Genomic DNA, 21,146 nt, shown 5'->3' with positions numbered 1-21,146 from the left:
AAACTACTGAAACTGTTGTACTGCCAACTTCCAAGCTTAAATACGACGACGCTTAGGAGGGCGGCAACCATTATGTGGAACTGGAGTTACGTCTTGAATCTCAGTGATCTTGATGCCTAATGAGTTCAATGCACGAACTGCTGATTCACGACCTGGGCCTGGGCCTTTGATCTGAACTTCCAAGTTCTTAATACCGCATTCAACGGCTGCTTTACCAGCAACTTCTGCAGCTACCTGAGCAGCAAAAGGTGTTGATTTACGTGAGCCCTTGAAACCCTGGCCGCCGGAAGTTGCCCATGAAAGTGCATTTCCTTGACGATCAGTGATCGTAATAATGGTGTTATTAAAAGAAGCGTGAACGTGTGCAATACCGTCAGCAACGTTCTTTTTAACCTTCTTACGAGCGCGCTGTGAAGCGGCGGAAGCGGATTGTTGTTTTGCCATGTCAATAAACTTTCTTGATTATTTCTTCAGTTGCACGCCGGACTTACGCGGGCCCTTGCGGGTACGAGCGTTTGTCTTAGTACGTTGACCACGTACGGGCAAGCCCTTACGATGACGTACGCCACGGTAGCAACCTAAGTCCATCAAACGCTTGATGCTCATAGTTACTTCACGACGAAGGTCACCTTCAGTGATGAACTTACCTACTTCATCGCGTAACTTTTCCAAGTCAGCGTCAGTAAGATCTTTAACTTTTTTATTGATTGCAACACCTGTGGTTTGACAAATTTTGTTAGCACGAGTTGTGCCAATGCCAAAAATTGCTGTTAAACCGATAACAGTATGTTGATGATTTGGGATGTTTACCCCAGCGATACGTGCCATGAGATTTCCTCTTAATTAACCAGATCAGCCTTGACGCTGCTTATGACGTGCGTCAGAAGAACAGATCACGCGAACAACGCGTTTGCGCTTAATGATCTTGCAATTTCTGCAAATACACTTAACGGATGCTAAAACTTTCATAACTCACCTCTAAAAAAATTGGTACTTCTTAATCTTTACTTCGCGCGGAAAATGATTCTGGCGCGCGTTAGGTCGTAAGGAGTCATCTCCACCGTCACCTTGTCTCCCGGCAAAATACGGATGTAGTGCATCCGCATCTTTCCGGAAATGTGCCCTAGAACCACATGTCCGTTTTCCAGCTTCACGCGAAACATCGCGTTCGGCAAATTCTCTACAACTTCTCCCGCCATCTGAATTACATCGTCTTTAGACATTCAGTTAAGCGCCCATCTTAAAGTTGGCTTTCTTCATCAAAGAGCCGTACTGCTGTTGCATGACAAATGACTGAACCTGAGCCATGAAATCCATTGCAACAACAACAATAATTAATAATGAAGTACCGCCGAAATAAAACGGCACGTTGTACTTCAAGACCAGGAATTCTGGTAACAAGCAAACCAGAACCATGTAAATTGCACCAGCCAGAGTTAAGCGCACCAAGATTTTATCGATGTAGCGCGCTGTTTGGTCGCCTGGACGAATACCAGGAACAAAGGCACCACTCTTCTTTAAGTTCTCAGCAGTCTCACGACTGTTAAATACCAACGCGGTATAGAAGAAACAGAAGAAAATAATCGCAGCTGCGTACAAAATCGTATACACGGGTTGACCAGGAGCTAAGGTCGCTGCTAAGTCTTTAATAATTCTGCTGAACATATTGGTTGGCTCGCCTGATGTAAACCAGCCAGCAATCGTTGCAGGAAACAAAATAATAGATGAAGCAAATATTGGAGGAATAACGCCTGCCATGTTCAACTTCAATGGGAAATAAGAGGACTGACCACCGTAAATCTTGTTGCCAACTTGACGCTTAGCGTAGTTCACCAAGATACGGCGCTGACCGCGCTCTACAAACACCACAAAATAAGTTACTGCTGCAACGATCACAACGATCAAAAGCGCAGAAATAATATTCATTGAGCCAGTACGAACCAGCTCTAACAAGCTAGCCAATGCATTTGGTAAACCAGAAACAATGCCACCAAAAATAATGATAGAGATGCCATTACCCAAGCCACGCTCAGTAATTTGTTCACCCAACCACATTAAGAACATTGTGCCTGTTACCAAAGTAACTACTGTATTCAATTCAAACATCAAACCTGGGTTAATAACTAAACCTGGTTGAGCCTGTAAAGCAACAGAAATCCCTAATGCTTGGAATGTAGCCAAGAACACAGTGCCGTAGCGCGTGTACTGAGTAATCTTGCGTTGACCTGCTTGGCCTTCTTTTTTCAAAGACTCTAGAGAAGGCACAACAATCGTCATTAACTGCATGATGATCGATGCGGAAATATACGGCATGATTCCCAAAGCAAAGACAGTGAAGCGAGATAAAGCGCCACCAGAGAATAAGTTGAACATTCCCAAGATACCGTCTTTTTGGCCAGAGAACAACTGCGCTAATTGATCTGGATCGATTCCAGGGACTGGAATATGAGCACCCAAACGGAACACGAGCAAAGCCAACACCAGGAAGACTAAGCGTTGGCGTAATTCGCCAAACTTGCCACCTGTTGCTGCAGTGCTTGCGTTATTGGTAGGTGCTAATGCCATATCTACTAAAAGACCTATTAAACCAATTCAACCAATTTGCCGCCAGCTGCTTCGATTGCTGCTTTTGCGCCGGCAGTAGCTGTAATACCCTTGAGGGTTACAGCAATCTTGAGTTCGCCAGTCTTGATAACCTTAACTGCATTGATTTGCTCACCAGCAAAGCCGTGTGCCTTCAATACCAATAAGTCCACTTCTGGCAAATTGATTTTTGCTAAATCGTTCAATGTAATTTGACCAACGTGACGACGTGTCAAAGACACGAAACCGCGTTTTGGCAAACGACGATACATAGGCATCTGACCGCCTTCAAATCCAACCTTGTGGAAACCACCAGAACGGGATTTTTGACCTTTGTGACCACGGCCAGCAGTTTTACCAAGACCAGAACCAATACCGCGACCAACGCGACGACGGTTTTTCTTGGAGCCTTCTGCAGGTTTAATTGTGTTGAGTTGCATATTCTTCGCCTATTTACTTGCTAGTTATCAGCCAACGACTTTAACTAGATAAGAAACTTTATTAATCATGCCGCGAACAGCTGGAGTGTCTTCCAATTCAGAAACTGAATTGATGCGACGAAGGCCTAAGCCTCGTACAGTTGCACGGTGGCTTTCGCGTGTACCGATCAAGCTGCGTACTAATTGCAGTTTGACTTTAGAGATAGTTGTTGTCATTTGTAGATTCCTAATCTTTTGGTCTTAGCCGAGAATCTCTTCAACTGACTTACCGCGTTTAGCAGCAATCTCAGCAGGAGTACTCATCTTGCTCAAGCCATCAATGGTTGCACGAACCAAGTTGTATGGGTTTGTAGAGCCAAGTGACTTAGCAACCACATTAGTTACGCCCATTACGTCGAAAATTGCGCGCATTGGGCCGCCAGCAATAATTCCAGTACCGTCTTTAGCTGGGGAAATCAAAACGCGTGACGCGCCATGTTGACCAGTAACGGTGTGCTGCAAAGTGCCTTTACGTAAAGTAACTTTGATCATCTTGCGACGAGCTTCATCCATTGCCTTTTGAACAGCAACTGGCACTTCTTTAGATTTGCCCTTACCCATGCCGATGCGGCCATCGCCATCGCCAACTACAGTAAGTGCGGCGAAGCCGAGAATACGACCACCCTTAACCACTTTAGTTACACGATTAACAGCGATCATCTTCTCGCGAAGACCATCATCACGCTCTTCGTTTTGCATCTTAGTTTGCATTTTTGCCATGTTTTTTCCTAAACCCTATTAGAACTTCAGGCCGGCTTCACGCGCAGCTTCAGCTAAGGCCTTAATACGGCCGTGGTAACGATGACCGGAGCGATCAAATGCAACATCAACAATGCCTGCCTTAACAGCACGCTCAGCAACTAATTTGCCGATTTGTTTTGCAGCTTCAGCGTTGCCGCCGTTTTTGATCGCTTGGCGCAAATCTTTTTCCATTGTTGAAGCGGCTGCTACAACTTTGGTTCCGCATGGGCTATAAACCTGAGCAGAAATATGAGTATTGCTACGGATAACTGTTAAGCGATTTGCCAATGCTTCGGCAATGCGAATACGAGTCTGCCTAGCGCGTCTTTGTCTGGATTCGTCTTTATTCATTTTCTAATCTCGCTTACTTCTTCTTAGTTTCTTTCAGATGCACAACCTCATCCACGTAGCGAACACCCTTGCCTTTGTATGGCTCTGGTGAACGGTATGCGCGAACTTCAGCTGCGACCTGGCCAACTTGCTGCTTGTTGGAACCTTTGATAATGATTTCAGTTTGCGATGGAGTCTCAGCTTTTACACCCTTTGGTAGGTTGTAAATAATGTCGTGTGAGAAACCTAACTGCAACTTCAATGTTTCACCTTGAGCAGCAGCGCGGTAACCAACGCCTACTAAGCTGAGCTTGCGCTCAAAGCCAGCAGTTACGCCAACAACCATGTTGTTAACCAAAGCACGGGCTGTACCTGACTGTGCACCAGCTTCTGGTGAGTTGTTATTTAAAACAACTGTCAATACGCCATCTTCTTGTTTCAAACCAACAGAAGGATGCAAGTTGTGTGTCAAAGTGCCCAATGGACCCTTAACAGTTACGTTTGCACCGTTGATGCTGATCTCAGCGCCTTTAGGAACTGTAATTGGTGATTTACCTACGCGGGACATATTTCGCTCCTTAAGCTACGTAGCAAATAACTTCGCCGCCCACGCCTGTTGCACGTGCTTTACGGTCTGTCATTACGCCTTGAGGGGTTGAAATAATTGCAATGCCCAAGCCATTCATTACTTCTGGAATGTCATGGCGACCTTTATAGATGCGTAGACTTGGTGTTGATACACGGTCAATACGCTCAATAACAGGACGGCCTGCATAGTATTTGAGATCAATATGGAGCACTGGCTTAGCTGCTTCACCTTTGATTTCAAAACTTTCGATATAGCCTTCATCTTGCAAAACTTTTGCGATGGCTACTTTTACTTTTGACGACGGCATCAAGACTACGGGTTTCTGCACTGCTTGCGCATTGCGGATCCTTGTCAACATGTCGGCGATTGGATCGCTGATACTCATGAGTTCTCCTAATTCTTTCGCCGCTTACCAGCTGGCCTTGGTTAAACCGGGGATTTCGCCACGGAAGGCGATTTCACGAATCTTGCTACGAGCCAAACCGAATTTACGGAATGTGCCACGTGGTCGACCGGTTAATGAACAACGATTTCTTTGACGAATCGGGCTTGCGTTACGTGGAAGTGCCTGTAGTTTTAAGCGAGCTTCATAGCGCTCTTCATCGCTGCGTGATTGATCAGCGATGATCGCTTTGAGTTCGGCACGCTTTACAGCGTACTTCTCTACAGTTTTTGCGCGCTTATTCTCGCGCTCAATTAGGGATAGTTTTGCCACGTTAGCCTCTTAATTGCGGAAAGGGAATTTGAATGCCGCCAACAAAGCTTTTGCTTCTTCGTCGGTTTTAGCAGTCGTCGTAATACTGATATTGAGACCGCGGAGGGCATCAATTTTGTCGTATTCGATTTCAGGGAAAATGATCTGTTCTTTAACGCCGATGTTGTAGTTACCACGGCCGTCAAATGCTTTACCAGAGATACCGCGGAAGTCACGTACGCGTGGCAATGCAACAGTTACGAAACGATCCAAAAATTCGTACATGCGTGCACCACGCAATGTCACCATTGCACCGATTGGGTAGCCTTGGCGAATTTTGAAACCTGCAATCGCTTTTTTCGCTTTAGTTACAACTGGCTTTTGGCCCGCAACTTTAGTTAAATCACCAACTGCATTTTCGATAATTTTCTTGTCGTTCACTGCATCACCCAAGCCCATGTTCAGGGTTACCTTAGTGATACGTGGAACTTCCATTACAGACTTATAACCAAATTTGGCGATTAAATCTGCAACAACTTTTGCTTGATAGTGTTCTTGAAAACGTGTGCTCATAATTTCTCCGTGCCCCTTATGCGCTTAAAGTTGCGCCAGTGGTTTTGAGGAAACGTTGCTTTTTACCATCCACGAGTTTGATACCAACACGTGATGGCTTGCCGTTACCGTCAACCACAGCCACATTAGAAATGTGAACAGGCATCGTCTTGTCAATCATGCCGCCAGTAACACCGGCTGCTGGATTTGGCTTAACGCTCTTTTTATAAATATTTACGCCTTCGATCACTAACTTGTTCTCGAGAACGGCTGTAACAGTTCCTTGCTTGCCCTTATCACGGCCAGTCAACAGAACTACGGAATCACCTTTACGAATCTTTTTCATATCAGCCTCTTAAATAACTTCGGGGGCGAGAGAAACGATCTTCATGAACTTCTCAGTACGCAACTCGCGCGTCACTGGTCCAAAGATACGTGTGCCAATTGGCTCTAACTTAGCGTTGAGCAATACCGCAGCGTTGCCATCGAACTTAATCAATGAACCATCTGGACGGCGAACACCCTTAGCAGTTCTCACAACTACGGCGTTATAAATATCACCTTTTTTAACACGGCCACGTGGAGCAGCAGACTTAACGCTGACTTTGATGACATCACCAATACTGGCGTAACGACGCTTAGAGCCGCCCAATACCTTGATGCACAACACTTCACTGGCGCCTGTGTTATCGGCAACCTGTAATCTACTTTCGGTTTGTATCATTTCTAATCCCCAACTTATTGGCCAAAGGCAAACAGTCTTGGTTCCGTCTATGGGCTTTAACGAGAGCTAAAACCCGGAATTAATGAAAAACACTGCTTCTCCAATAAAACCAGAGAAGCCTTCTATTCTACTACGAAAAAAAGGGATTTGGGAAGAATCTTCACCAAAATCCCCAATATTTCTTTAAATACCCTTTGAAGCCTCAACCAAACGGGTCACAACCCAAGATTTAGTACGTGAAATTGGCTTAGATTCAGCAATTTCAACGGTATCACCCATCTTGTATGTGCCAGCTTCGTCATGAGCATGATATTTTTTGGACTGGCCAACATACTTGCCAATCACTGGATGCTTAACTTGACGCTCAACCAACACCGTCACAGTCTTTTGCATTTTGTCGCTAACAACGCGTCCCACGAGGGTACGGCGCAAGGGTTTAGATAATTCTGTCATATCCCTTTTTCCTTATTTCTGTGCAGTCTTTTGGGCGATAAAAGTCTTCACACGAGCGATGTCGCGCTTATTTTTACCCAATTGGCTGGTATTTGTGAGTTGCTGAGTGCCTTTTTGCATGCGGAGCTTGAAACCGGTCTTGAGCAACTCGGTTAACTCTGCATTTAAAGCTGTCAGATCTTTTGAAGCTAATTCTGTATTTTTCATAATCTCTATCCCGATCAACCTAAGTGGCGAATCACGAAAGTGGTCTGTAAAGGCAACTTAGCGGCAGCAAGCTTGAAAGCTTCGCGCGCCAATTGCTCATCAACACCGTCCATCTCGTAGAGCACTTTGCCTGGTTGAATTTCAGCTACGTAGTACTCTGGATTACCTTTACCGTTACCCATACGTACTTCAGCAGGTTTTTGTGAAATTGGCTTATCTGGGAAAATGCGAATCCAAATACGGCCACCACGTTTAATGTGACGAGTCATTGCACGACGTGCTGACTCGATTTGACGAGCAGTCAAACGACCACGGCCAACGGCCTTCAATCCAAAGTCACCAAAGGCTACGGAACTACCACGTGTTGCCACGCCAGTGTTGCGACCTTTTTGTTCCTTACGATACTTGCGACGCTTTGGTTGTAGCATGCTTACTCTCCTGACTTCTGCGTATCTGCGGCAGGTGTTTCAACCTTACGCACACGCTTTACTGCTGGCTTAGCAGCAACTAATGGCTTGTCTGTGCCAGCAGCTGGTTTACGAGCAGCTGTCTTGCTTGGGGCACGACGAGTTTTCTTTTCTTCGGCAGCTGGTTCAGCTGATGGAGCAACCACTTGAGCTTCTGCACCACGACCCAATGTGTCGCCTTTGTATACCCAAACTTTTACACCAATGATGCCGTATGTAGTTTCAGCTTCTGATGTTGCGTAATCAATATCAGCCTTCAATGTATGAAGTGGAACACGACCTTCGCGATACCATTCGCGACGAGCGATCTCAGCACCATTCAAACGACCTGATGACATGATTTTGATACCTTGCGCGCCAAGGCGCATTGCATTTTGCATTGCACGCTTCATCGCACGACGGAACATGATACGTTTTTCGAGCTGCTGAGTAATTGAGTCGGCAATTAATTGCGCGTCAACTTCTGGCTTACGAATTTCTTCAATGTTCACGTGAACTGGAACACCCATACGCTTTTGCAATTCGCGGCGGAGCACTTCAATATCTTCGCCTTTTTTACCGATTACAACGCCTGGACGTGAACTATAGATGGTGATGCGGGCATTCTTTGCAGGACGCTCAATCACAACTTTACTTACGGATGCATTCTTCAACTTCTTTTTGAGATAGATGCGGACATCTACGTCCTCTTTCAACATCTTCGCAAAGTCAGTATTGTTTGCATACCAACGTGATGTCCAATTCTTCGTTACCGCGAGTCGGAATCCGGTTGGGTTTATCTTTTGTCCCATATCTTTCCTTAGTTACTCAAGGTCACGGTAATGTGACATGTTTGTTTTTCAATTTGATTACCACGACCCTTAGCGCGTGCTGTGAAGCGCTTCAAGGAAGTACCTTTATCAACAATAATTGTTGAAACCTTGAGCTCATCAATATCAGCGCCTTTATTGTGTTCAGCGTTGGCCACTGCAGACTCAACCACTTTTTTCACAATGAAGGCAGCTTTCTTGGGGCTGAAATTCAAAATGTTTAATGCGCGTGCAATTGGCAAACCACGAATTTGGTCTGCGACCAAACGTGTCTTTTGCGCAGAAATGCGGGCGCTCTTGTGAATAGCTTTAACTTCCATCATCATCCCCTTACTTCTTCGTTACTTTCTTGTCAGCAGCGTGACCTTTGAAAGTACGGGTCAAGGCAAATTCGCCTAACTTATGACCCACCATGTTTTCTGATACATAAACCGGAACGTGTTGACGACCGTTATGCACAGCAATCGTCAGACCAATAAAGTCTGGGAGGATTGTTGAACGGCGTGACCAAGTTTTGATCGGCTTTTTGTCTTTGTTGGCTTGTGCGACTTCAACCTTGTTTACCAAGCTGGCTTCGCAAAATGGGCCTTTTTTAGCTGAACGTGTCATATCTATTTTTCCTTAATCGCTTAACGCTTTTGACGACGTTGAACGATCATCGATGTTGTACGCTTGTTACGACGTGTACGATAACCTTTAGTTGGAGTGCCCCATGGAGATACTGGTACACGGCCTTCACCAGTTTTACCTTCACCACCACCATGTGGGTGATCTACTGGGTTCATTGCCACACCGCGAACGGTTGGGCGAATACCACGCCAGCGATTTGCACCAGCTTTACCAATAACACGCAAGCTGTGCTCTTCGTTGCCAACTTCACCAATAGTGGCGCGGCACTCAATCAGAACACGGCGCACTTCGCCTGAGCGCAAACGCACTTGAGCGTATACACCTTCACGGGCCAACAATACTGCTGAACCACCGGCCGAGCGTGCTACTTGAGCACCCTTACCCGGCATGATTTCTACACAGTGAATCGTGCTACCAACCGGAATGTTGCGAATTGGCAAGTTATTACCAGACTTGATTGGGGCTTCTGAGCCACTCATCAATGCCTGACCAACAGTCATCCCTTTTGCAGCAAGAATGTAGCGACGCTCACCATCAGCAAACACGATCAATGCAATATTTGCACTACGGTTTGGATCGTATTCCAAGCGTTCAACTTTTGCTGGAATACCATCTTTGTCGTTGCGTTTGAAATCAACAACACGATAGTGATGCTTATGACCACCACCTTTATGACGGGTAGTGATGTGACCATTATTGTTACGACCCGCTTTTTGGAATTGTGGCTCTACCAACGCTGCAAAAGGTTTACCTTTATGCAGGTCAGGATTTACCACCTTGACCATTGAACGACGACCTGGTGAGGTCGGTTTTGTCTTCATCAAAGGCATGATTAATTCGCCTCCGCTTCAAAGTTAATTTCTTGACCTGGCTTCAAGCTTACGTAGGCCTTCTTAGTGTGGTCACGACGACCTTCAAAACGGCCATAGCGCTTAGGCTTACCCTTTTGATTCACGATTTGAACAGAATCAACTTGCACTTTGAAGAGCAATTCAACCGCTTGTTTTACATCGAGTTTATTTGCGTCGCGAGCTACTTGGAAAACTACTTGTTCGTTTTTCTCTGCAACCATAGTGGCTTTTTCAGAGATAACCGGTCCAAGCAGAACCCTCATTAGGTTGTGATCATTTTTACGGACTTGGCTCATTTCAGCAACTCCTCAATTTTTGCGATCGCAGCTTTGCTAACCAATACTTTTTTGTATTGGACCAAAGCTAATGGATCAGCGTGCTGTGGCTCACATACAGCAACTTTATGCAAGTTACGTGATGCCAAGTACAAATTCTCGCTAACCTGATCAACAATAATCAAGACTGAATCCAAGCCCATTGCTTTAACTTTGTCAGCTAAAACTTTAGTCTTTGGAGCGTCAAGAGAAAATTGATCAACAACATTCAAACGACCTTCGCGAGCTAACTGAGACAAAATAGATCTCATACCAGCGCGGTACATTTTCTTGTTTACTTTTTGGCTGAAATTCTCTTCTGGAGAATTCGGGAATATACGGCCACCTCCACGCCACAGCGGGGAAGAGCTCATACCAGCACGTGCACGACCAGTACCTTTTTGACGCCAAGGTTTCTTGGTTGTGTGCTTAACTTGCTCACGGTCTTTTTGTGCACGGTTACCGCTACGTGCATTAGCTTGGTAAGCCACTACAACTTGGTGTACCAATGCTTCGTTATATTCACGTTCGAATACTTCTGGTGAAGCTTGTACGCCTGCACCTAAAGTACCGTTGTCTTGGAGAAGCTTAAGTTCCATATTCGCTCTCCTTATTTCTTCTTCAACGGTGTTTTAACCGCTGGAGTAACAATAACTTTACCGCCTGGGGCACCTGGAATAGCGCCTTTAACCATGATCAGATTACGTTCTGAATCAATGCGTGCGATGACTAAATTTTGAACTGTACGTGTAACGTCACCCAAGTGACCGGTCATACGCTTACCAGGGAAAACACGACCTGGGTCTTGCGCCATACCGATAGAGCCTGGTACGTTATGTGAACGTGAGTTACCGTGGGATGCACGACCAGAAGCGAAGTGATAACGCTTGATGGTACCTGCGTAGCCCTTACCGATAGACACACCTTGTACGTCCACTTTTTGACCAGCAGTAAATGCAGTGTCAGCAGGAATTACTTGTCCTGGCGTCATTTCTGCAATTTTTGCTGCATCTAATTGGAATTCGTTGAGGCCGTTACCTGCCATCACACCAGCTTTGGCGAAGTGACCAGCCATTGCTTTAGTAACGCGAGTAGCTCTACGTGTGCCATGTGCTAACTGGATAGCATCATAGCCATCAGTTGCCTGGGTCTTGATTTGAGCGATTCTGTTGTCGCTCACGTCAATTACGGTCACAGGGATTGAGTCCCCTTCGTCCGTAAATAGACGGGTCATGCCGACCTTGCGGCCGATTAAGCCTAAGCTCATATTCATGCTCCACGCCGACTTCGATTGGTCGGCAAAATTAATTTAAGTGATTTACAAGTAAAAGTACTTCTAAATCAATAACTTACAACGTTTTTAGTGCTGATAAAACTAAGATTATCGCCCAAATAATTGAGCGAAGCCTTAGATTCTATCCCGAAAACCCAGTCTTGACAAGCAAAAAGGCTGGAAACAACAAATTACTGCAACTTAATTTCAACGTCCACGCCTGCTGGAAGGTCTAACTTCATCAAAGCATCTACAGTTTTCTCTGTAGGATCAACTATATCCATCAAACGGAGATGGGTGCGGATCTCTAACTGATCACGGGATGTCTTGTTCACGTGTGGTGAACGCAAGATATCAAAACGCTCAATACGGGTTGGCAAAGGAACTGGACCCTTAACAACTGCACCAGTACGCTTAGCTGTATCAACGATTTCAGCTGCAGACTGGTCGATTAAACGGTAATCAAATGCTTTAAGGCGAATACGAATTTTTTGGTTTTGCATATTAATTCCAAAGAGCGTTGTGGTGCTGCCACGTTATACATCTAAAGAGCTCGGTGACATCAGCAGCACTGATGTCACCGGTTAGCAAACCGCTAAATATTTTTACTAATTAAAACTTACTACTTAAGCCAAAATCTTTGCAACCACGCCAGCGCCAACAGTACGGCCACCTTCACGGATCGCAAAACGTAAACCTTCTTCCATCGCGATTGGAGCGATGAGCTTTACGGTAATCGAAACGTTATCACCAGGCATCACCATTTCTTTGTCTTTTGGCAACTCGATTGAACCAGTTACGTCCGTAGTACGGAAGTAAAACTGTGGACGATAGTTGTTAAAGAATGGAGTATGACGACCACCTTCATCTTTACCCAAGATATAAACCTCGGCTGTAAAGTGAGTATGTGGGGTGATTGAACCTGGCTTAGCCAATACTTGGCCGCGCTCAACTTCTTCACGTTTTGTACCGCGTAACAAGATACCAACGTTATCGCCTGCTTGACCTTGGTCGAGCAATTTGCGGAACATTTCAACACCAGTACAAGTAGTCTTGAGTGTTGGCTTGATACCGATAATTTCGATCTCTTCACCAACCTTAACAATACCGCGCTCGATACGGCCTGTAACTACAGTACCGCGACCAGAGATAGAGAACACATCTTCTACTGGCATCAAGAATGCGCCGTCAACAGCACGTTCTGGAGTAGGAATAAAGGTATCCAAAGCTTCAGCCAATTTCATGATGGCTTCTTTACCCAATGGGCCTTCGTCGCCTTCAAGAGCTAACTTAGCAGAACCACGGATGATTGGTGTGTCATCGCCAGGGAATTTGTATTTAGATAAAAGCTCACGAACTTCCATTTCTACGAGCTCTAACAACTCTTCGTCATCAACCATGTCGCACTTGTTCAAGAACACGATGATGTAAGGAACGCCCACTTGGCGTGCCAAGAGGATGTGCTCACGAGTTTGTGGCATTGGGCCGTCAGCAGCAGAGCAAACTAAAATTGCGCCGTCCATCTGAGCAGCACCAGTAATCATGTTCTTCACGTAGTCAGCATGTCCTGGGCAATCCACGTGTGCGTAGTGACGGTTTGCAGTCTCGTACTCAACGTGCGCAGTATTAATCGTAATACCACGTGCTTTTTCTTCAGGAGCAGCATCGATCTGATCGTATGCTTTAGCTTCGCCACCGAATGCTTTAGAAAGCACGGTTGCAATTGCTGCTGTCAATGTGGTTTTACCGTGGTCAACGTGACCGATGGTGCCTACGTTTACGTGCGGTTTTGTCCGCTCGAATTTTTCTTTTGCCATTTTTGTCTGCCTTCTTTAGCTAGTCAATATTCAAAATTAATGTGGATAAATTACTTCGCTTTAGCAGCCATAACTGCTTCAGCAACGTTCTTCGGTGCTTCGGAATAATGCTTAAACTCCATGGTGTAGGTAGCGCGACCTTGGGTCAACGAGCGCAAGCCAGTTGAGTAACCAAACATCTCTGCCAACGGCACTTCAGCGCGAACGATCTTACCGCCGCCTGGAATGTCGTCCATACCTTGCAAAATACCGCGACGGGATGAGAGATCGCCCATTACGTTACCCATGAAATCTTCTGGTGTTTCTACTTCAACAGCCATCATCGGCTCAAGTAACACTGGCGCTGCTTTACGCATACCGTCTTTGAATGCCATAGAGCCCGCCATCTTAAATGCGTTTTCATTGGAGTCAACATCATGGTATGAACCGAAGAACAATGTAGCTTTGATATCAACGACTGGATAACCAGCCAAAATACCGGAGTTCAATGTTTCGCGAATTCCTTTTTCTACAGCAGGGATGTATTCGCGTGGAACCACACCGCCCTTAATAGCGTCAATGAATTCAAAACCTTTGCCTGGCTCTTGTGGCTCAAGCTTCAATACCACGTGACCGTATTGACCGCGACCACCAGACTGCTTAACAAACTTACCTTCGATTTCTTCGCAAACTTTACGAATAGTTTCGCGATAGGCAACTTGTGGCTTACCAACAGTTGCTTCAACACCAAACTCACGACGCATACGGTCAACCAAAATTTCCAAGTGGAGCTCGCCCATACCGGAAATAATCGTTTGACCAGATTCTTCATCTGTCTTAACGCGGAATGATGGATCTTCTTGTGCCAAACGATTCAAAGCAAGACCCATTTTTTCTTGGTCTGGTTTTGTCTTTGGCTCAACTGCTTGTGAGATAACTGGCTCTGGGAATACCATGCGCTCCAAAATAACAATGCTATCTGGGTCACATAATGTTTCGCCAGTAGTTGCGTCTTTTAGACCAACTGCAGCAGCGATATCCCCTGCGTAGACTTCTTTAATTTCTTCACGTTGGTTGGCATGCATTTGCAATAAACGACCAACACGCTCTTTCTTACCCTTGATTGGGTTGTAGATTGTGTCGCCAGATTTCATTACGCCCGAGTAAACGCGGAAGAAGATGAGCTGGCCAACAAATGGGTCAGTCATAATCTTAAATGCCAATGCAGAGAATTTCTCAGCATCGTCAGCTTTACGTGTTGTTGGGGTGCCGTCTTCCAATTCACAAGGAACTGGTGGAACGTCTAATGGGGATGGCAACAACTCAACCACCGCATCCAACATCGCCTGAACGCCTTTGTTTTTGAAGGCAGTTCCGCACATCATTGGAATGATTTCATTAGCAATCGTACGTTGACGCAACGCTTTTTTGATTTCTTCTTCGGTTAACTCTTCGCCACCAAGATACTTCTCCATCAACTCTTCTGAACTTTCAGCAGCGGCTTCAACCATCTTTTCGCGCCACTCATCTGCAGATGCCTTTAATTCAGCAGGAATCTCTTCGTAGCTAAACTTAGTGCCTTGTGAAGCCTCATCCCAATAGATGGCCTTCATTTTTACCAAGTCCACAACGCCCTTGAAGTTTTCTTCAGCGCCAATAGGAATCTGGATCAAGATAGGATTTGCTTTAAGGCGTAACTTCATCTGGTCATAGACCTTAAAGAAGTTCGCGCCAGTGCGGTCCATCTTATTTACAAAAGCTAAACGTGGAACTTGATACTTGTTAGCTTGACGCCAAACAGTTTCAGATTGTGGCTGTACACCACCAACCGCACAGTAAACCATGCAAGCACCATCCAACACGCGCATTGAACGCTCAACTTCAATAGTGAAGTCTACGTGTCCTGGGGTATCAATAATATTGATACGGTGCTCTGCGAAATTACCAGCCATGCCCTTCCAGAACGTTGTAGTAGCAGCAGATGTAATCGTGATGCCACGCTCTTGCTCTTGCTCCATCCAGTCCATGGTTGCAGCGCCATCATGTACTTCACCAATTTTATGATTAACACCGGTGTAGAACAAAACGCGTTCTGTAGTTGTTGTCTTGCCTGCGTCAATGTGCGCAGAGATACCAATATTGCGGTATCTGTCGATGGGGGTTTTACGTGCCACTGTTGGTGCCTTTTCTTTACTATTTGATTAGAAGCGGAAATGTGAGAAAGCTTTGTTAGCTTCTGCCATACGGTGAACTTCTTCACGCTTCTTCATTGCTCCGCCGCGACCTTCTGCAGCTTCTAATAATTCGTTGGCCAAGCGTTGAGCCATAGATTTCTCACCGCGCTTTTTAGCGGCTTCGCGCACCCAACGCATTGCCAAAGCAGAGCGGCGTGATGGGCGAACTTCAACAGGAACCTGGTAGTTAGCGCCACCAACACGACGGCTCTTCACCTCAACCATTGGCTTTACGTTGCCCATAGCTGTTGAGAAAATTTCGAGTGGTTCTTTGTTTGCTTTTTTCTCGATGTGATCAAAGGCACCGTAAACGATACGCTCTGCAACCGATTTCTTACCGTCCAACATAAGGACGTTCATGAATTTAGCTACTTCTACATTACCGAATTTTGGATCCGGCAAAATTTCCCGTTTGGGAACTTCACGACGACGTGGCATAACTACTCCTTCAGTTCAGTTAGGGGCGACCCACATGGATCACCCGCTCCGGCCGCCCTACTATCTAAGAAGATTCTTAGACGAGACAACCACTTACTTGTCTTTTAAGTCTGACAAACGAAGACCTACTACAAATACTTCAGCAAAAATCTATTGAAAGATTAAGCAGATTTCTTAGCGCGCTTAGCACCGTACTTGGAACGAGACTGCTTACGGTCTTTAACACCTTGCAAGTCAAGTGAGCCACGAACGATGTGGTAACGAACACCTGGCAAATCCTTTACACGACCACCACGGATTAACACTACTGAGTGTTCCTGGAGGTTATGGCCCTCACCACCAATGTATGAAATCACTTCAAAACCATTGGTTAAGCGAACTTTGGCTACTTTACGGAGCGCAGAGTTAGGCTTTTTAGGAGTAGTGGTGTACACACGTGTACAAACACCACGGCGCTGCGGACTGTTTTCCAGTGCAGGGCTCTTGCTTTTAACGATCAGCCTGGATCTTGGCTTACGTATTAATTGATTAATTGTTGGCATAAAATAGCTCGGTTAGTACTTCTTTGTTGCTTTCTTCAAGAAAATCAATGACTTAGAGAATTTCTAGGTCAAAAAGACCCTCTTCTGAATCAGTAGAACTCAGCATTCTAGCTTGGCCAGCCTTTTCCGTCAACCAAATGGGGAAAAAACTGGCCATTTCTGGCCAGAATTACCAAATTAGCTCGGATCAGCCTCCCCAGCAGGAGCAACGACTTCAGCCTCAATTTCTACAGGCATATTGGCCATTGCCTCTTCTTCGGCGGCAATCATTTGAGCGCGATCACGCTCGAATTGCTCTCTGACCTTGCGTGCACGGCGGTAAGACAAGCCGGTACCAGCAGGAATCAGACGACCAATAATGACGTTTTCCTTGAGGCCACGGAGTGTATCGGTCTTGCCCATAATTGCGGCTTCAGTCAATACACGGGTGGTTTCTTGGAAAGAAGCCGCTGAAATGAAGCTGTCGGTCGACAAGGATGCTTTTGTAATACCCAACAGCACGTTCTCGAACTGGGCTGGGCGCTTACCTGCAGCAATCACTAAATCGTTAGCGTCATACAGTTTTGAACGCTCAACTTGCTCACCAGTGATGTAAGCGGTATCGCCGCCATCAGTAATTTGCACACGACGCAACATTTGACGCACGATCACTTCAATGTGCTTGTCATTAATCTTCACGCCCTGCAAACGGTAAACGTCTTGAACTTCATCAACGATGTAGATCGCCAACTCTTCAATACCGCGGAGAGTCAAGATGTCATGTGGATCAGCAGGGCCTTCCACAATCATCTCGCCCTTGTTCACAACTTGACCGTCATGAACAAGAACTTGCTTCTCTTTAGGAATCAAGAATTCATTGGCTTCGCCGTCCATATCAGTAATAACCAAACGTTGTTTACCTTTGGTTTCCTTACCGAATGACACTGTTCCAGTCACTTTCGCCAATACTGCTGCATCTTTTGGTGAACGTGCTTCGAACAATTCAGCAACGCGTGGCAAGCCACCGGTAATGTCGCGAGTCTTCTGTGATTCGATTGGAATACGCGCCAATACTTCACCAACTTCAACTTTCTGACCATCTTTAACCGTAATCAAAGCACCTACTTGGAGGCCAATGTTTACTGGATGATCAGTACCGGCGATCATGACTTCGTTACCCTTGTCATCAACCAAGTTGATCATTGGACGAACGCCTTTGCTAGCAGCAGAACGACGCTTACCGTCAATCACCACCAAAGTGGAGAGACCAGTAACTTCGTCAACCTGCTTAGCAACAGTTACACCTTCTTCGACGTTGTCGAAGCGAGCGATACCAGCGTACTCAGAAATAATCGGACGTGTTAATGGGTCCCATGTCGCCAAGCTTGCGCCAGCCTTAACAGCTGCATCTTCTTTTAACAAGAGAGTTGCGCCATAAGGCACCTTATGGCGCTCACGCTCACGACCGTTCTCATCAACGATCAAGGCTTCGCCAGAACGTGAAATCACGATCTGCTCACCCTTCGCGTTCTTGACAACACGCATCGTGGCAGAGAACTTCAAAGCACCGTTAGATTTGGCTTCAATATTGCTTGCAACTAATGCACGTGACGCTGCGCCACCAATGTGGAAAGTACGCATAGTCAACTGTGTGCCTGGCTCGCCGATAGACTGAGCGGCGATCACGCCAACTGCTTCACCAACGTTTACCAAACCACCGCGACCTAGATCACGTCCGTAGCACTTCGCGCACAAACCAAAGCGAGTTAGGCAAGACAATACTGTGCGAACTTTAACTTCGTCGATACCCAATGCAACGATTTGATCAACATGATCTTCATCGAGCAATGTGTCGTTCGGAACAATGACTTCTTGTGTGTCAGGATGAACGATGTCACCGATACATACACGACCCAAAATACGGTCACGCAATGCTTCGATAATTTCGCCGCCTTCAACCAGCGCCTTCATGGTTACACCATTAGTTGCGCCGCAATCATCTTCAATCACCACGAGATCTTGAGTAACGTCGCACAAACGACGTGTCAAGTAACCAGAGTTCGCTGTCTTCAACGCTGTATCAGCCAGACCTTTACGAGCACCGTGAGTTGAAATGAAGTACTGCAATACGTTCAAGCCTTCACGGAAGTTCGCAGTAATTGGGGTTTCAATGATGGAGCCATCAGGCTTGGCCATCAAACCACGCATACCAGCCAACTGACGAATCTGCGCTGCAGATCCACGTGCACCAGAATCCGCCATCATGTAGATGGAGTTAAAGGACTCTTGACGAACAGTCTTACCGTTACGGTCGAGTACGTCAACGTGTGACAACTCGTCCATCATCGCCTTACCAACTTGGTCGCCTGCAGCACCCCAAATATCAACCACGTTGTTATAACGTTCTTGATTGGTTACGAGGCCTGACATGAACTGCTTGTCGTACTCTTTAACCTTGGCAGAAGCCTCAGTGATGATGCGCTCTTTAGAGGTCGGGATCAACATATCGTCGATCGCAACTGAGATACCAGCGTTGGTTGCCAAACGGAAACCAGACTGCAAGAGGCGGTCAGCAAAAATAACCGTTTCACGCAAACCGCACTTACGGAATGATGTGTTGATCAAACGTGAGATTTCTTTTTTCTTCAAAGGCTTATTAATTTCCTCGAAAGACATGCCTTTAGGCAAAATCTCAGACAAGATTGCGCGGCCAACTGATGTTTGGTAGATCTTGGTCTTCTCAGCAAAACGGGCGTCGCCCTCTGCCTTCTTGTCCACAATCTCAAACTCAGTAATACGGACAGCAACACGAGAAGCCAATTCAACTTGACCTGCTTCGTATGCACGTACCACTTCAGTAATGTTAGCGAAGACCATGCCTTCGCCTTTACCGTTGATCTTGTCACGTGTAGCGTAATACAGACCCAACACCACGTCCTGTGAAGGTACGATAGATGGTTCGCCGTTGGCTGGGAACAATACGTTGTTCGAAGCCAACATCAATGTACGCGCTTCCATTTGCGCTTCGAGCGACAAAGGTACGTGAACCGCCATTTGGTCACCGTCAAAGTCTGCGTTAAATGCCGCGCAAACTAATGGGTGCAATTGGATTGCCTTACCTTCAATCAGCATTGGCTCGAAAGCCTGAATACCGAGACGGTGCAATGTAGGCGCACGGTTCAACATGATTGGATGTTCACGAATCACTTCTTCGAGAATATCCCAAACGATTGGAGTCTGGCTTTCAACCTCTTTCTTCGCAGCCTTAATCGTGGTTGCAATTCCTAAAGTCTCAAGCTTGTTGAAAATAAATGGTTTGAACAATTCCAAGGCCATCAATTTTGGTAAGCCGCACTGATGCAATTTCAATGTAGGGCCAACCACGATGACTGAACGACCAGAGTAGTCAACACGTTTACCCAACAAGTTTTGACGGAAACGACCGCTCTTACCTTTAATCATCTCAGCCAAGGACTTGAGAGGACGCTTGTTAGCACCAGTCATAGCCTTACCGCGACGACCGTTGTCGAGCAATGAGTCCACCGCTTCTTGCAACATCCGTTTTTCGTTACGAACGATGATCTCTGGTGCACGCAACTCTAACAAGCGCTTTAAACGGTTGTTACGGTTAATTACACGACGATAGAGGTCGTTCAAATCTGAGGTAGCAAAGCGACCGCCATCCAATGGCACCAATGGGCGCAATTCTGGTGGCAATACTGGCAGCACTTCCATGATCATCCAGTCAGGCTTAATGCCTGAAGTCTGGAACGCCTCGAGCACTTTTAAGCGCTTAGCGTATTTCTTGATCTTGGCATCGCTACCAGTAGCTTTTAAATCAGCGCGAATCGTTTCTACTTCGCGATCGATATCAATCGAACGTAAGAGGTCACGAATACCTTCCGCACCCATGATGGCGGTAAATGCACCGTCACCATACTCTTCAGTCTTGGCAATGTATTCATCTTCAGACATGATCTGACCGCGCTTCATTGCGCCTTCAGGAGTCATACCAGGATCTACAACTACATATGCTTCAAAGTAAAGAACGCGCTCGATATCACGCAATGTCATATCGAGAACCATACCTAAACGGGATGGTAAAGATTTCAAGAACCAAATGTGCGCTACAGGGGCTGCCAACTCAATGTGGCCCATGCGCTCACGACGTACCTTAGCGAGAGTAACTTCAACGCCGCACTTCTCGCAGATAACGCCACGGAACTTTAAGCGCTTGTACTTACCGCATAAGCACTCGTAGTCTTTAGTTGGTCCAAAAATCTTGGCGCAGAACAAACCATCACGCTCGGGCTTAAAAGTCCGGTAGTTGATGGTTTCTGGTTTGCGTACTTCACCAAAAGACCATGAGCGAATTTTCTCAGGAGATGCGAGACCAATTTTGATGACATCAAACTGCTCTTCGCCCTGCGTTTGCTTAAATAAATCGAGCAATGCTTTCAT

Annotated in this window: 31 protein-coding genes; all 31 read right to left on the bottom strand. The window is 46.0% G+C overall.

The window, feature by feature from the left end; translation table 11 throughout:
- Positions 1-36 precede the first annotated feature (36 nt).
- The gene (gene rpsK, locus ICE90_RS01760; protein WP_011901923.1) at positions 37-444 is read right to left on the bottom strand and encodes a 30S ribosomal protein S11; all 408 of its coding nucleotides are present in this window, start codon (positions 442-444) and stop codon (positions 37-39) included.
- A gap of 18 nt (positions 445-462) precedes the next feature.
- On the bottom strand, positions 463-828 hold the full coding sequence (gene rpsM, locus ICE90_RS01755) for a 30S ribosomal protein S13 (RefSeq protein ID WP_071464450.1): 366 nt from the start codon (positions 826-828) through the stop codon (positions 463-465).
- A gap of 24 nt (positions 829-852) precedes the next feature.
- Positions 853-969, bottom strand: coding sequence for a 50S ribosomal protein L36 (gene rpmJ, locus ICE90_RS01750; protein ID WP_012357167.1), 117 nt, complete (start codon positions 967-969; stop codon positions 853-855).
- A 35-nt stretch (positions 970-1,004) separates the two neighbouring features.
- Complete coding sequence (gene infA, locus ICE90_RS01745) at positions 1,005-1,223, bottom strand: translation initiation factor IF-1 (protein WP_068320132.1); 219 nt, start codon at positions 1,221-1,223, stop codon at positions 1,005-1,007.
- A gap of 4 nt (positions 1,224-1,227) precedes the next feature.
- A complete protein-coding gene (gene secY, locus ICE90_RS01740; protein ID WP_215321279.1) occupies positions 1,228-2,565 on the bottom strand; it encodes a preprotein translocase subunit SecY in 1,338 nt (445 codons plus the stop codon).
- A gap of 17 nt (positions 2,566-2,582) precedes the next feature.
- Complete coding sequence (rplO, locus tag ICE90_RS01735) at positions 2,583-3,023, bottom strand: 50S ribosomal protein L15 (protein WP_071464448.1); 441 nt, start codon at positions 3,021-3,023, stop codon at positions 2,583-2,585.
- A 27-nt stretch (positions 3,024-3,050) separates the two neighbouring features.
- The gene (gene rpmD, locus ICE90_RS01730) at positions 3,051-3,239 is read right to left on the bottom strand and encodes a 50S ribosomal protein L30 (RefSeq protein ID WP_216154302.1); all 189 of its coding nucleotides are present in this window, start codon (positions 3,237-3,239) and stop codon (positions 3,051-3,053) included.
- Positions 3,240-3,263: 24 nt separating this feature from the next.
- Positions 3,264-3,782: a 30S ribosomal protein S5 gene (gene rpsE, locus ICE90_RS01725; protein ID WP_011901917.1), complete on the bottom strand. Its 519-nt coding sequence runs from the start codon at positions 3,780-3,782 to the stop codon at positions 3,264-3,266.
- An 18-nt stretch (positions 3,783-3,800) separates the two neighbouring features.
- Positions 3,801-4,154 (bottom strand): 50S ribosomal protein L18, encoded by a 354-nt coding sequence (rplR, locus tag ICE90_RS01720; protein ID WP_046329386.1) that lies wholly within the window; start codon positions 4,152-4,154, stop codon positions 3,801-3,803.
- Between the two features lie 13 nt (positions 4,155-4,167).
- Positions 4,168-4,701 carry a 50S ribosomal protein L6 gene (gene rplF, locus ICE90_RS01715; RefSeq protein WP_215321277.1) on the bottom strand — a complete coding sequence of 178 codons (534 nt, stop codon included), beginning with the start codon at positions 4,699-4,701 and terminating at the stop codon, positions 4,168-4,170.
- A 10-nt stretch (positions 4,702-4,711) separates the two neighbouring features.
- Positions 4,712-5,107, bottom strand: a complete 396-nt coding sequence (gene rpsH, locus ICE90_RS01710; protein WP_011901914.1) for a 30S ribosomal protein S8 — start codon at positions 5,105-5,107, stop codon at positions 4,712-4,714.
- Positions 5,108-5,131: 24 nt separating this feature from the next.
- Complete coding sequence (rpsN, locus tag ICE90_RS01705; RefSeq protein WP_011901913.1) at positions 5,132-5,437, bottom strand: 30S ribosomal protein S14; 306 nt, start codon at positions 5,435-5,437, stop codon at positions 5,132-5,134.
- A 9-nt stretch (positions 5,438-5,446) separates the two neighbouring features.
- Positions 5,447-5,989, bottom strand: a complete 543-nt coding sequence (rplE, locus tag ICE90_RS01700; protein WP_046329383.1) for a 50S ribosomal protein L5 — start codon at positions 5,987-5,989, stop codon at positions 5,447-5,449.
- 16 nt (positions 5,990-6,005) lie between these two features.
- Positions 6,006-6,314 (bottom strand): 50S ribosomal protein L24, encoded by a 309-nt coding sequence (gene rplX, locus ICE90_RS01695; RefSeq protein ID WP_011901911.1) that lies wholly within the window; start codon positions 6,312-6,314, stop codon positions 6,006-6,008.
- A gap of 9 nt (positions 6,315-6,323) precedes the next feature.
- Complete coding sequence (gene rplN, locus ICE90_RS01690) at positions 6,324-6,692, bottom strand: 50S ribosomal protein L14 (RefSeq protein WP_072582069.1); 369 nt, start codon at positions 6,690-6,692, stop codon at positions 6,324-6,326.
- Positions 6,693-6,875: 183 nt separating this feature from the next.
- The gene (gene rpsQ, locus ICE90_RS01685; RefSeq protein WP_011901909.1) at positions 6,876-7,145 is read right to left on the bottom strand and encodes a 30S ribosomal protein S17; all 270 of its coding nucleotides are present in this window, start codon (positions 7,143-7,145) and stop codon (positions 6,876-6,878) included.
- 12 nt (positions 7,146-7,157) lie between these two features.
- Positions 7,158-7,352 (bottom strand): 50S ribosomal protein L29, encoded by a 195-nt coding sequence (gene rpmC / locus ICE90_RS01680; protein WP_215362451.1) that lies wholly within the window; start codon positions 7,350-7,352, stop codon positions 7,158-7,160.
- Positions 7,353-7,366: 14 nt separating this feature from the next.
- Positions 7,367-7,780 carry a 50S ribosomal protein L16 gene (rplP, locus tag ICE90_RS01675; RefSeq protein WP_011901907.1) on the bottom strand — a complete coding sequence of 138 codons (414 nt, stop codon included), beginning with the start codon at positions 7,778-7,780 and terminating at the stop codon, positions 7,367-7,369.
- A gap of 2 nt (positions 7,781-7,782) precedes the next feature.
- Positions 7,783-8,610: a 30S ribosomal protein S3 gene (rpsC, locus tag ICE90_RS01670; protein WP_215321275.1), complete on the bottom strand. Its 828-nt coding sequence runs from the start codon at positions 8,608-8,610 to the stop codon at positions 7,783-7,785.
- Between the two features lie 8 nt (positions 8,611-8,618).
- The gene (gene rplV / locus ICE90_RS01665; protein WP_202816811.1) at positions 8,619-8,951 is read right to left on the bottom strand and encodes a 50S ribosomal protein L22; all 333 of its coding nucleotides are present in this window, start codon (positions 8,949-8,951) and stop codon (positions 8,619-8,621) included.
- Positions 8,952-8,958: 7 nt separating this feature from the next.
- Positions 8,959-9,237 (bottom strand): 30S ribosomal protein S19, encoded by a 279-nt coding sequence (rpsS, locus tag ICE90_RS01660; RefSeq protein ID WP_046329379.1) that lies wholly within the window; start codon positions 9,235-9,237, stop codon positions 8,959-8,961.
- 20 nt (positions 9,238-9,257) lie between these two features.
- On the bottom strand, positions 9,258-10,088 hold the full coding sequence (gene rplB, locus ICE90_RS01655; RefSeq protein WP_215321274.1) for a 50S ribosomal protein L2: 831 nt from the start codon (positions 10,086-10,088) through the stop codon (positions 9,258-9,260).
- 2 nt (positions 10,089-10,090) lie between these two features.
- Positions 10,091-10,405 carry a 50S ribosomal protein L23 gene (gene rplW / locus ICE90_RS01650; protein WP_072582065.1) on the bottom strand — a complete coding sequence of 105 codons (315 nt, stop codon included), beginning with the start codon at positions 10,403-10,405 and terminating at the stop codon, positions 10,091-10,093.
- A complete protein-coding gene (gene rplD / locus ICE90_RS01645; RefSeq protein WP_011901901.1) occupies positions 10,402-11,022 on the bottom strand; it encodes a 50S ribosomal protein L4 in 621 nt (206 codons plus the stop codon). The genes rplW and rplD overlap by 4 nt, the downstream gene beginning before the upstream one ends.
- An 11-nt stretch (positions 11,023-11,033) precedes the next feature.
- The gene (gene rplC / locus ICE90_RS01640) at positions 11,034-11,690 is read right to left on the bottom strand and encodes a 50S ribosomal protein L3 (RefSeq protein ID WP_072582122.1); all 657 of its coding nucleotides are present in this window, start codon (positions 11,688-11,690) and stop codon (positions 11,034-11,036) included.
- Between the two features lie 197 nt (positions 11,691-11,887).
- The gene (gene rpsJ / locus ICE90_RS01635; RefSeq protein WP_011901899.1) at positions 11,888-12,199 is read right to left on the bottom strand and encodes a 30S ribosomal protein S10; all 312 of its coding nucleotides are present in this window, start codon (positions 12,197-12,199) and stop codon (positions 11,888-11,890) included.
- A gap of 123 nt (positions 12,200-12,322) precedes the next feature.
- The gene (gene tuf, locus ICE90_RS01630; protein WP_215321266.1) at positions 12,323-13,513 is read right to left on the bottom strand and encodes an elongation factor Tu; all 1,191 of its coding nucleotides are present in this window, start codon (positions 13,511-13,513) and stop codon (positions 12,323-12,325) included.
- Between the two features lie 50 nt (positions 13,514-13,563).
- Positions 13,564-15,666, bottom strand: a complete 2,103-nt coding sequence (gene fusA, locus ICE90_RS01625; protein WP_215321273.1) for an elongation factor G — start codon at positions 15,664-15,666, stop codon at positions 13,564-13,566.
- Positions 15,667-15,693: 27 nt separating this feature from the next.
- Positions 15,694-16,164, bottom strand: coding sequence for a 30S ribosomal protein S7 (rpsG, locus tag ICE90_RS01620; RefSeq protein ID WP_011901897.1), 471 nt, complete (start codon positions 16,162-16,164; stop codon positions 15,694-15,696).
- Positions 16,165-16,325: 161 nt separating this feature from the next.
- Complete coding sequence (gene rpsL, locus ICE90_RS01615; RefSeq protein WP_072582063.1) at positions 16,326-16,706, bottom strand: 30S ribosomal protein S12; 381 nt, start codon at positions 16,704-16,706, stop codon at positions 16,326-16,328.
- Between the two features lie 177 nt (positions 16,707-16,883).
- Complete coding sequence (rpoC, locus tag ICE90_RS01610; protein ID WP_215321272.1) at positions 16,884-21,146, bottom strand: DNA-directed RNA polymerase subunit beta'; 4,263 nt, start codon at positions 21,144-21,146, stop codon at positions 16,884-16,886.

Source organism: Polynucleobacter sp. AP-RePozz3-80-G7 (assembly GCF_018882145.1).
GTDB lineage: Bacteria > Pseudomonadota > Gammaproteobacteria > Burkholderiales > Burkholderiaceae > Polynucleobacter.
The sequence above is the reverse complement of the archived record's forward strand: the minus strand, read 5'-3'. Positions and strand labels throughout refer to the sequence as shown.

Coding starts and splice junctions, on each gene's coding strand:
- rpmD (WP_216154302.1), bottom strand. CDS start 3,239: ATGACAACAACTATCTCTAAAGTCAAACTGCAATTAGTACGCAGCTTG.
- rplD (WP_011901901.1), bottom strand. CDS start 11,022: ATGGAACTTAAGCTTCTCCAAGACAACGGTACTTTAGGTGCAGGCGTA.
- rpmJ (WP_012357167.1), bottom strand. CDS start 969: ATGAAAGTTTTAGCATCCGTTAAGTGTATTTGCAGAAATTGCAAGATC.
- rplV (WP_202816811.1), bottom strand. CDS start 8,951: ATGATGGAAGTTAAAGCTATTCACAAGAGCGCCCGCATTTCTGCGCAA.
- rplP (WP_011901907.1), bottom strand. CDS start 7,780: ATGCTACAACCAAAGCGTCGCAAGTATCGTAAGGAACAAAAAGGTCGC.
- rpsE (WP_011901917.1), bottom strand. CDS start 3,782: ATGGCAAAAATGCAAACTAAGATGCAAAACGAAGAGCGTGATGATGGT.
- rplB (WP_215321274.1), bottom strand. CDS start 10,088: ATGCCTTTGATGAAGACAAAACCGACCTCACCAGGTCGTCGTTCAATG.
- infA (WP_068320132.1), bottom strand. CDS start 1,223: ATGTCTAAAGACGATGTAATTCAGATGGCGGGAGAAGTTGTAGAGAAT.
- rpmC (WP_215362451.1), bottom strand. CDS start 7,352: ATGAAAAATACAGAATTAGCTTCAAAAGATCTGACAGCTTTAAATGCA.
- rplW (WP_072582065.1), bottom strand. CDS start 10,405: ATGAGCCAAGTCCGTAAAAATGATCACAACCTAATGAGGGTTCTGCTT.
- rplR (WP_046329386.1), bottom strand. CDS start 4,154: ATGAATAAAGACGAATCCAGACAAAGACGCGCTAGGCAGACTCGTATT.
- rplF (WP_215321277.1), bottom strand. CDS start 4,701: ATGTCCCGCGTAGGTAAATCACCAATTACAGTTCCTAAAGGCGCTGAG.
- secY (WP_215321279.1), bottom strand. CDS start 2,565: ATGGCATTAGCACCTACCAATAACGCAAGCACTGCAGCAACAGGTGGC.
- rpsH (WP_011901914.1), bottom strand. CDS start 5,107: ATGAGTATCAGCGATCCAATCGCCGACATGTTGACAAGGATCCGCAAT.
- rplN (WP_072582069.1), bottom strand. CDS start 6,692: ATGATACAAACCGAAAGTAGATTACAGGTTGCCGATAACACAGGCGCC.
- rpsL (WP_072582063.1), bottom strand. CDS start 16,706: ATGCCAACAATTAATCAATTAATACGTAAGCCAAGATCCAGGCTGATC.
- rplC (WP_072582122.1), bottom strand. CDS start 11,690: ATGAGCTTAGGCTTAATCGGCCGCAAGGTCGGCATGACCCGTCTATTT.
- rplO (WP_071464448.1), bottom strand. CDS start 3,023: ATGCAACTCAACACAATTAAACCTGCAGAAGGCTCCAAGAAAAACCGT.
- rpsQ (WP_011901909.1), bottom strand. CDS start 7,145: ATGACAGAATTATCTAAACCCTTGCGCCGTACCCTCGTGGGACGCGTT.
- rpsG (WP_011901897.1), bottom strand. CDS start 16,164: ATGCCACGTCGTCGTGAAGTTCCCAAACGGGAAATTTTGCCGGATCCA.
- rplE (WP_046329383.1), bottom strand. CDS start 5,989: ATGAGCACACGTTTTCAAGAACACTATCAAGCAAAAGTTGTTGCAGAT.
- rpsM (WP_071464450.1), bottom strand. CDS start 828: ATGGCACGTATCGCTGGGGTAAACATCCCAAATCATCAACATACTGTT.
- rplX (WP_011901911.1), bottom strand. CDS start 6,314: ATGAAAAAGATTCGTAAAGGTGATTCCGTAGTTCTGTTGACTGGCCGT.
- rpsC (WP_215321275.1), bottom strand. CDS start 8,610: ATGGGACAAAAGATAAACCCAACCGGATTCCGACTCGCGGTAACGAAG.
- rpsS (WP_046329379.1), bottom strand. CDS start 9,237: ATGACACGTTCAGCTAAAAAAGGCCCATTTTGCGAAGCCAGCTTGGTA.
- rpsK (WP_011901923.1), bottom strand. CDS start 444: ATGGCAAAACAACAATCCGCTTCCGCCGCTTCACAGCGCGCTCGTAAG.
- rpsJ (WP_011901899.1), bottom strand. CDS start 12,199: ATGCAAAACCAAAAAATTCGTATTCGCCTTAAAGCATTTGATTACCGT.
- rpoC (WP_215321272.1), bottom strand. CDS start 21,146: ATGAAAGCATTGCTCGATTTATTTAAGCAAACGCAGGGCGAAGAGCAG.
- tuf (WP_215321266.1), bottom strand. CDS start 13,513: ATGGCAAAAGAAAAATTCGAGCGGACAAAACCGCACGTAAACGTAGGC.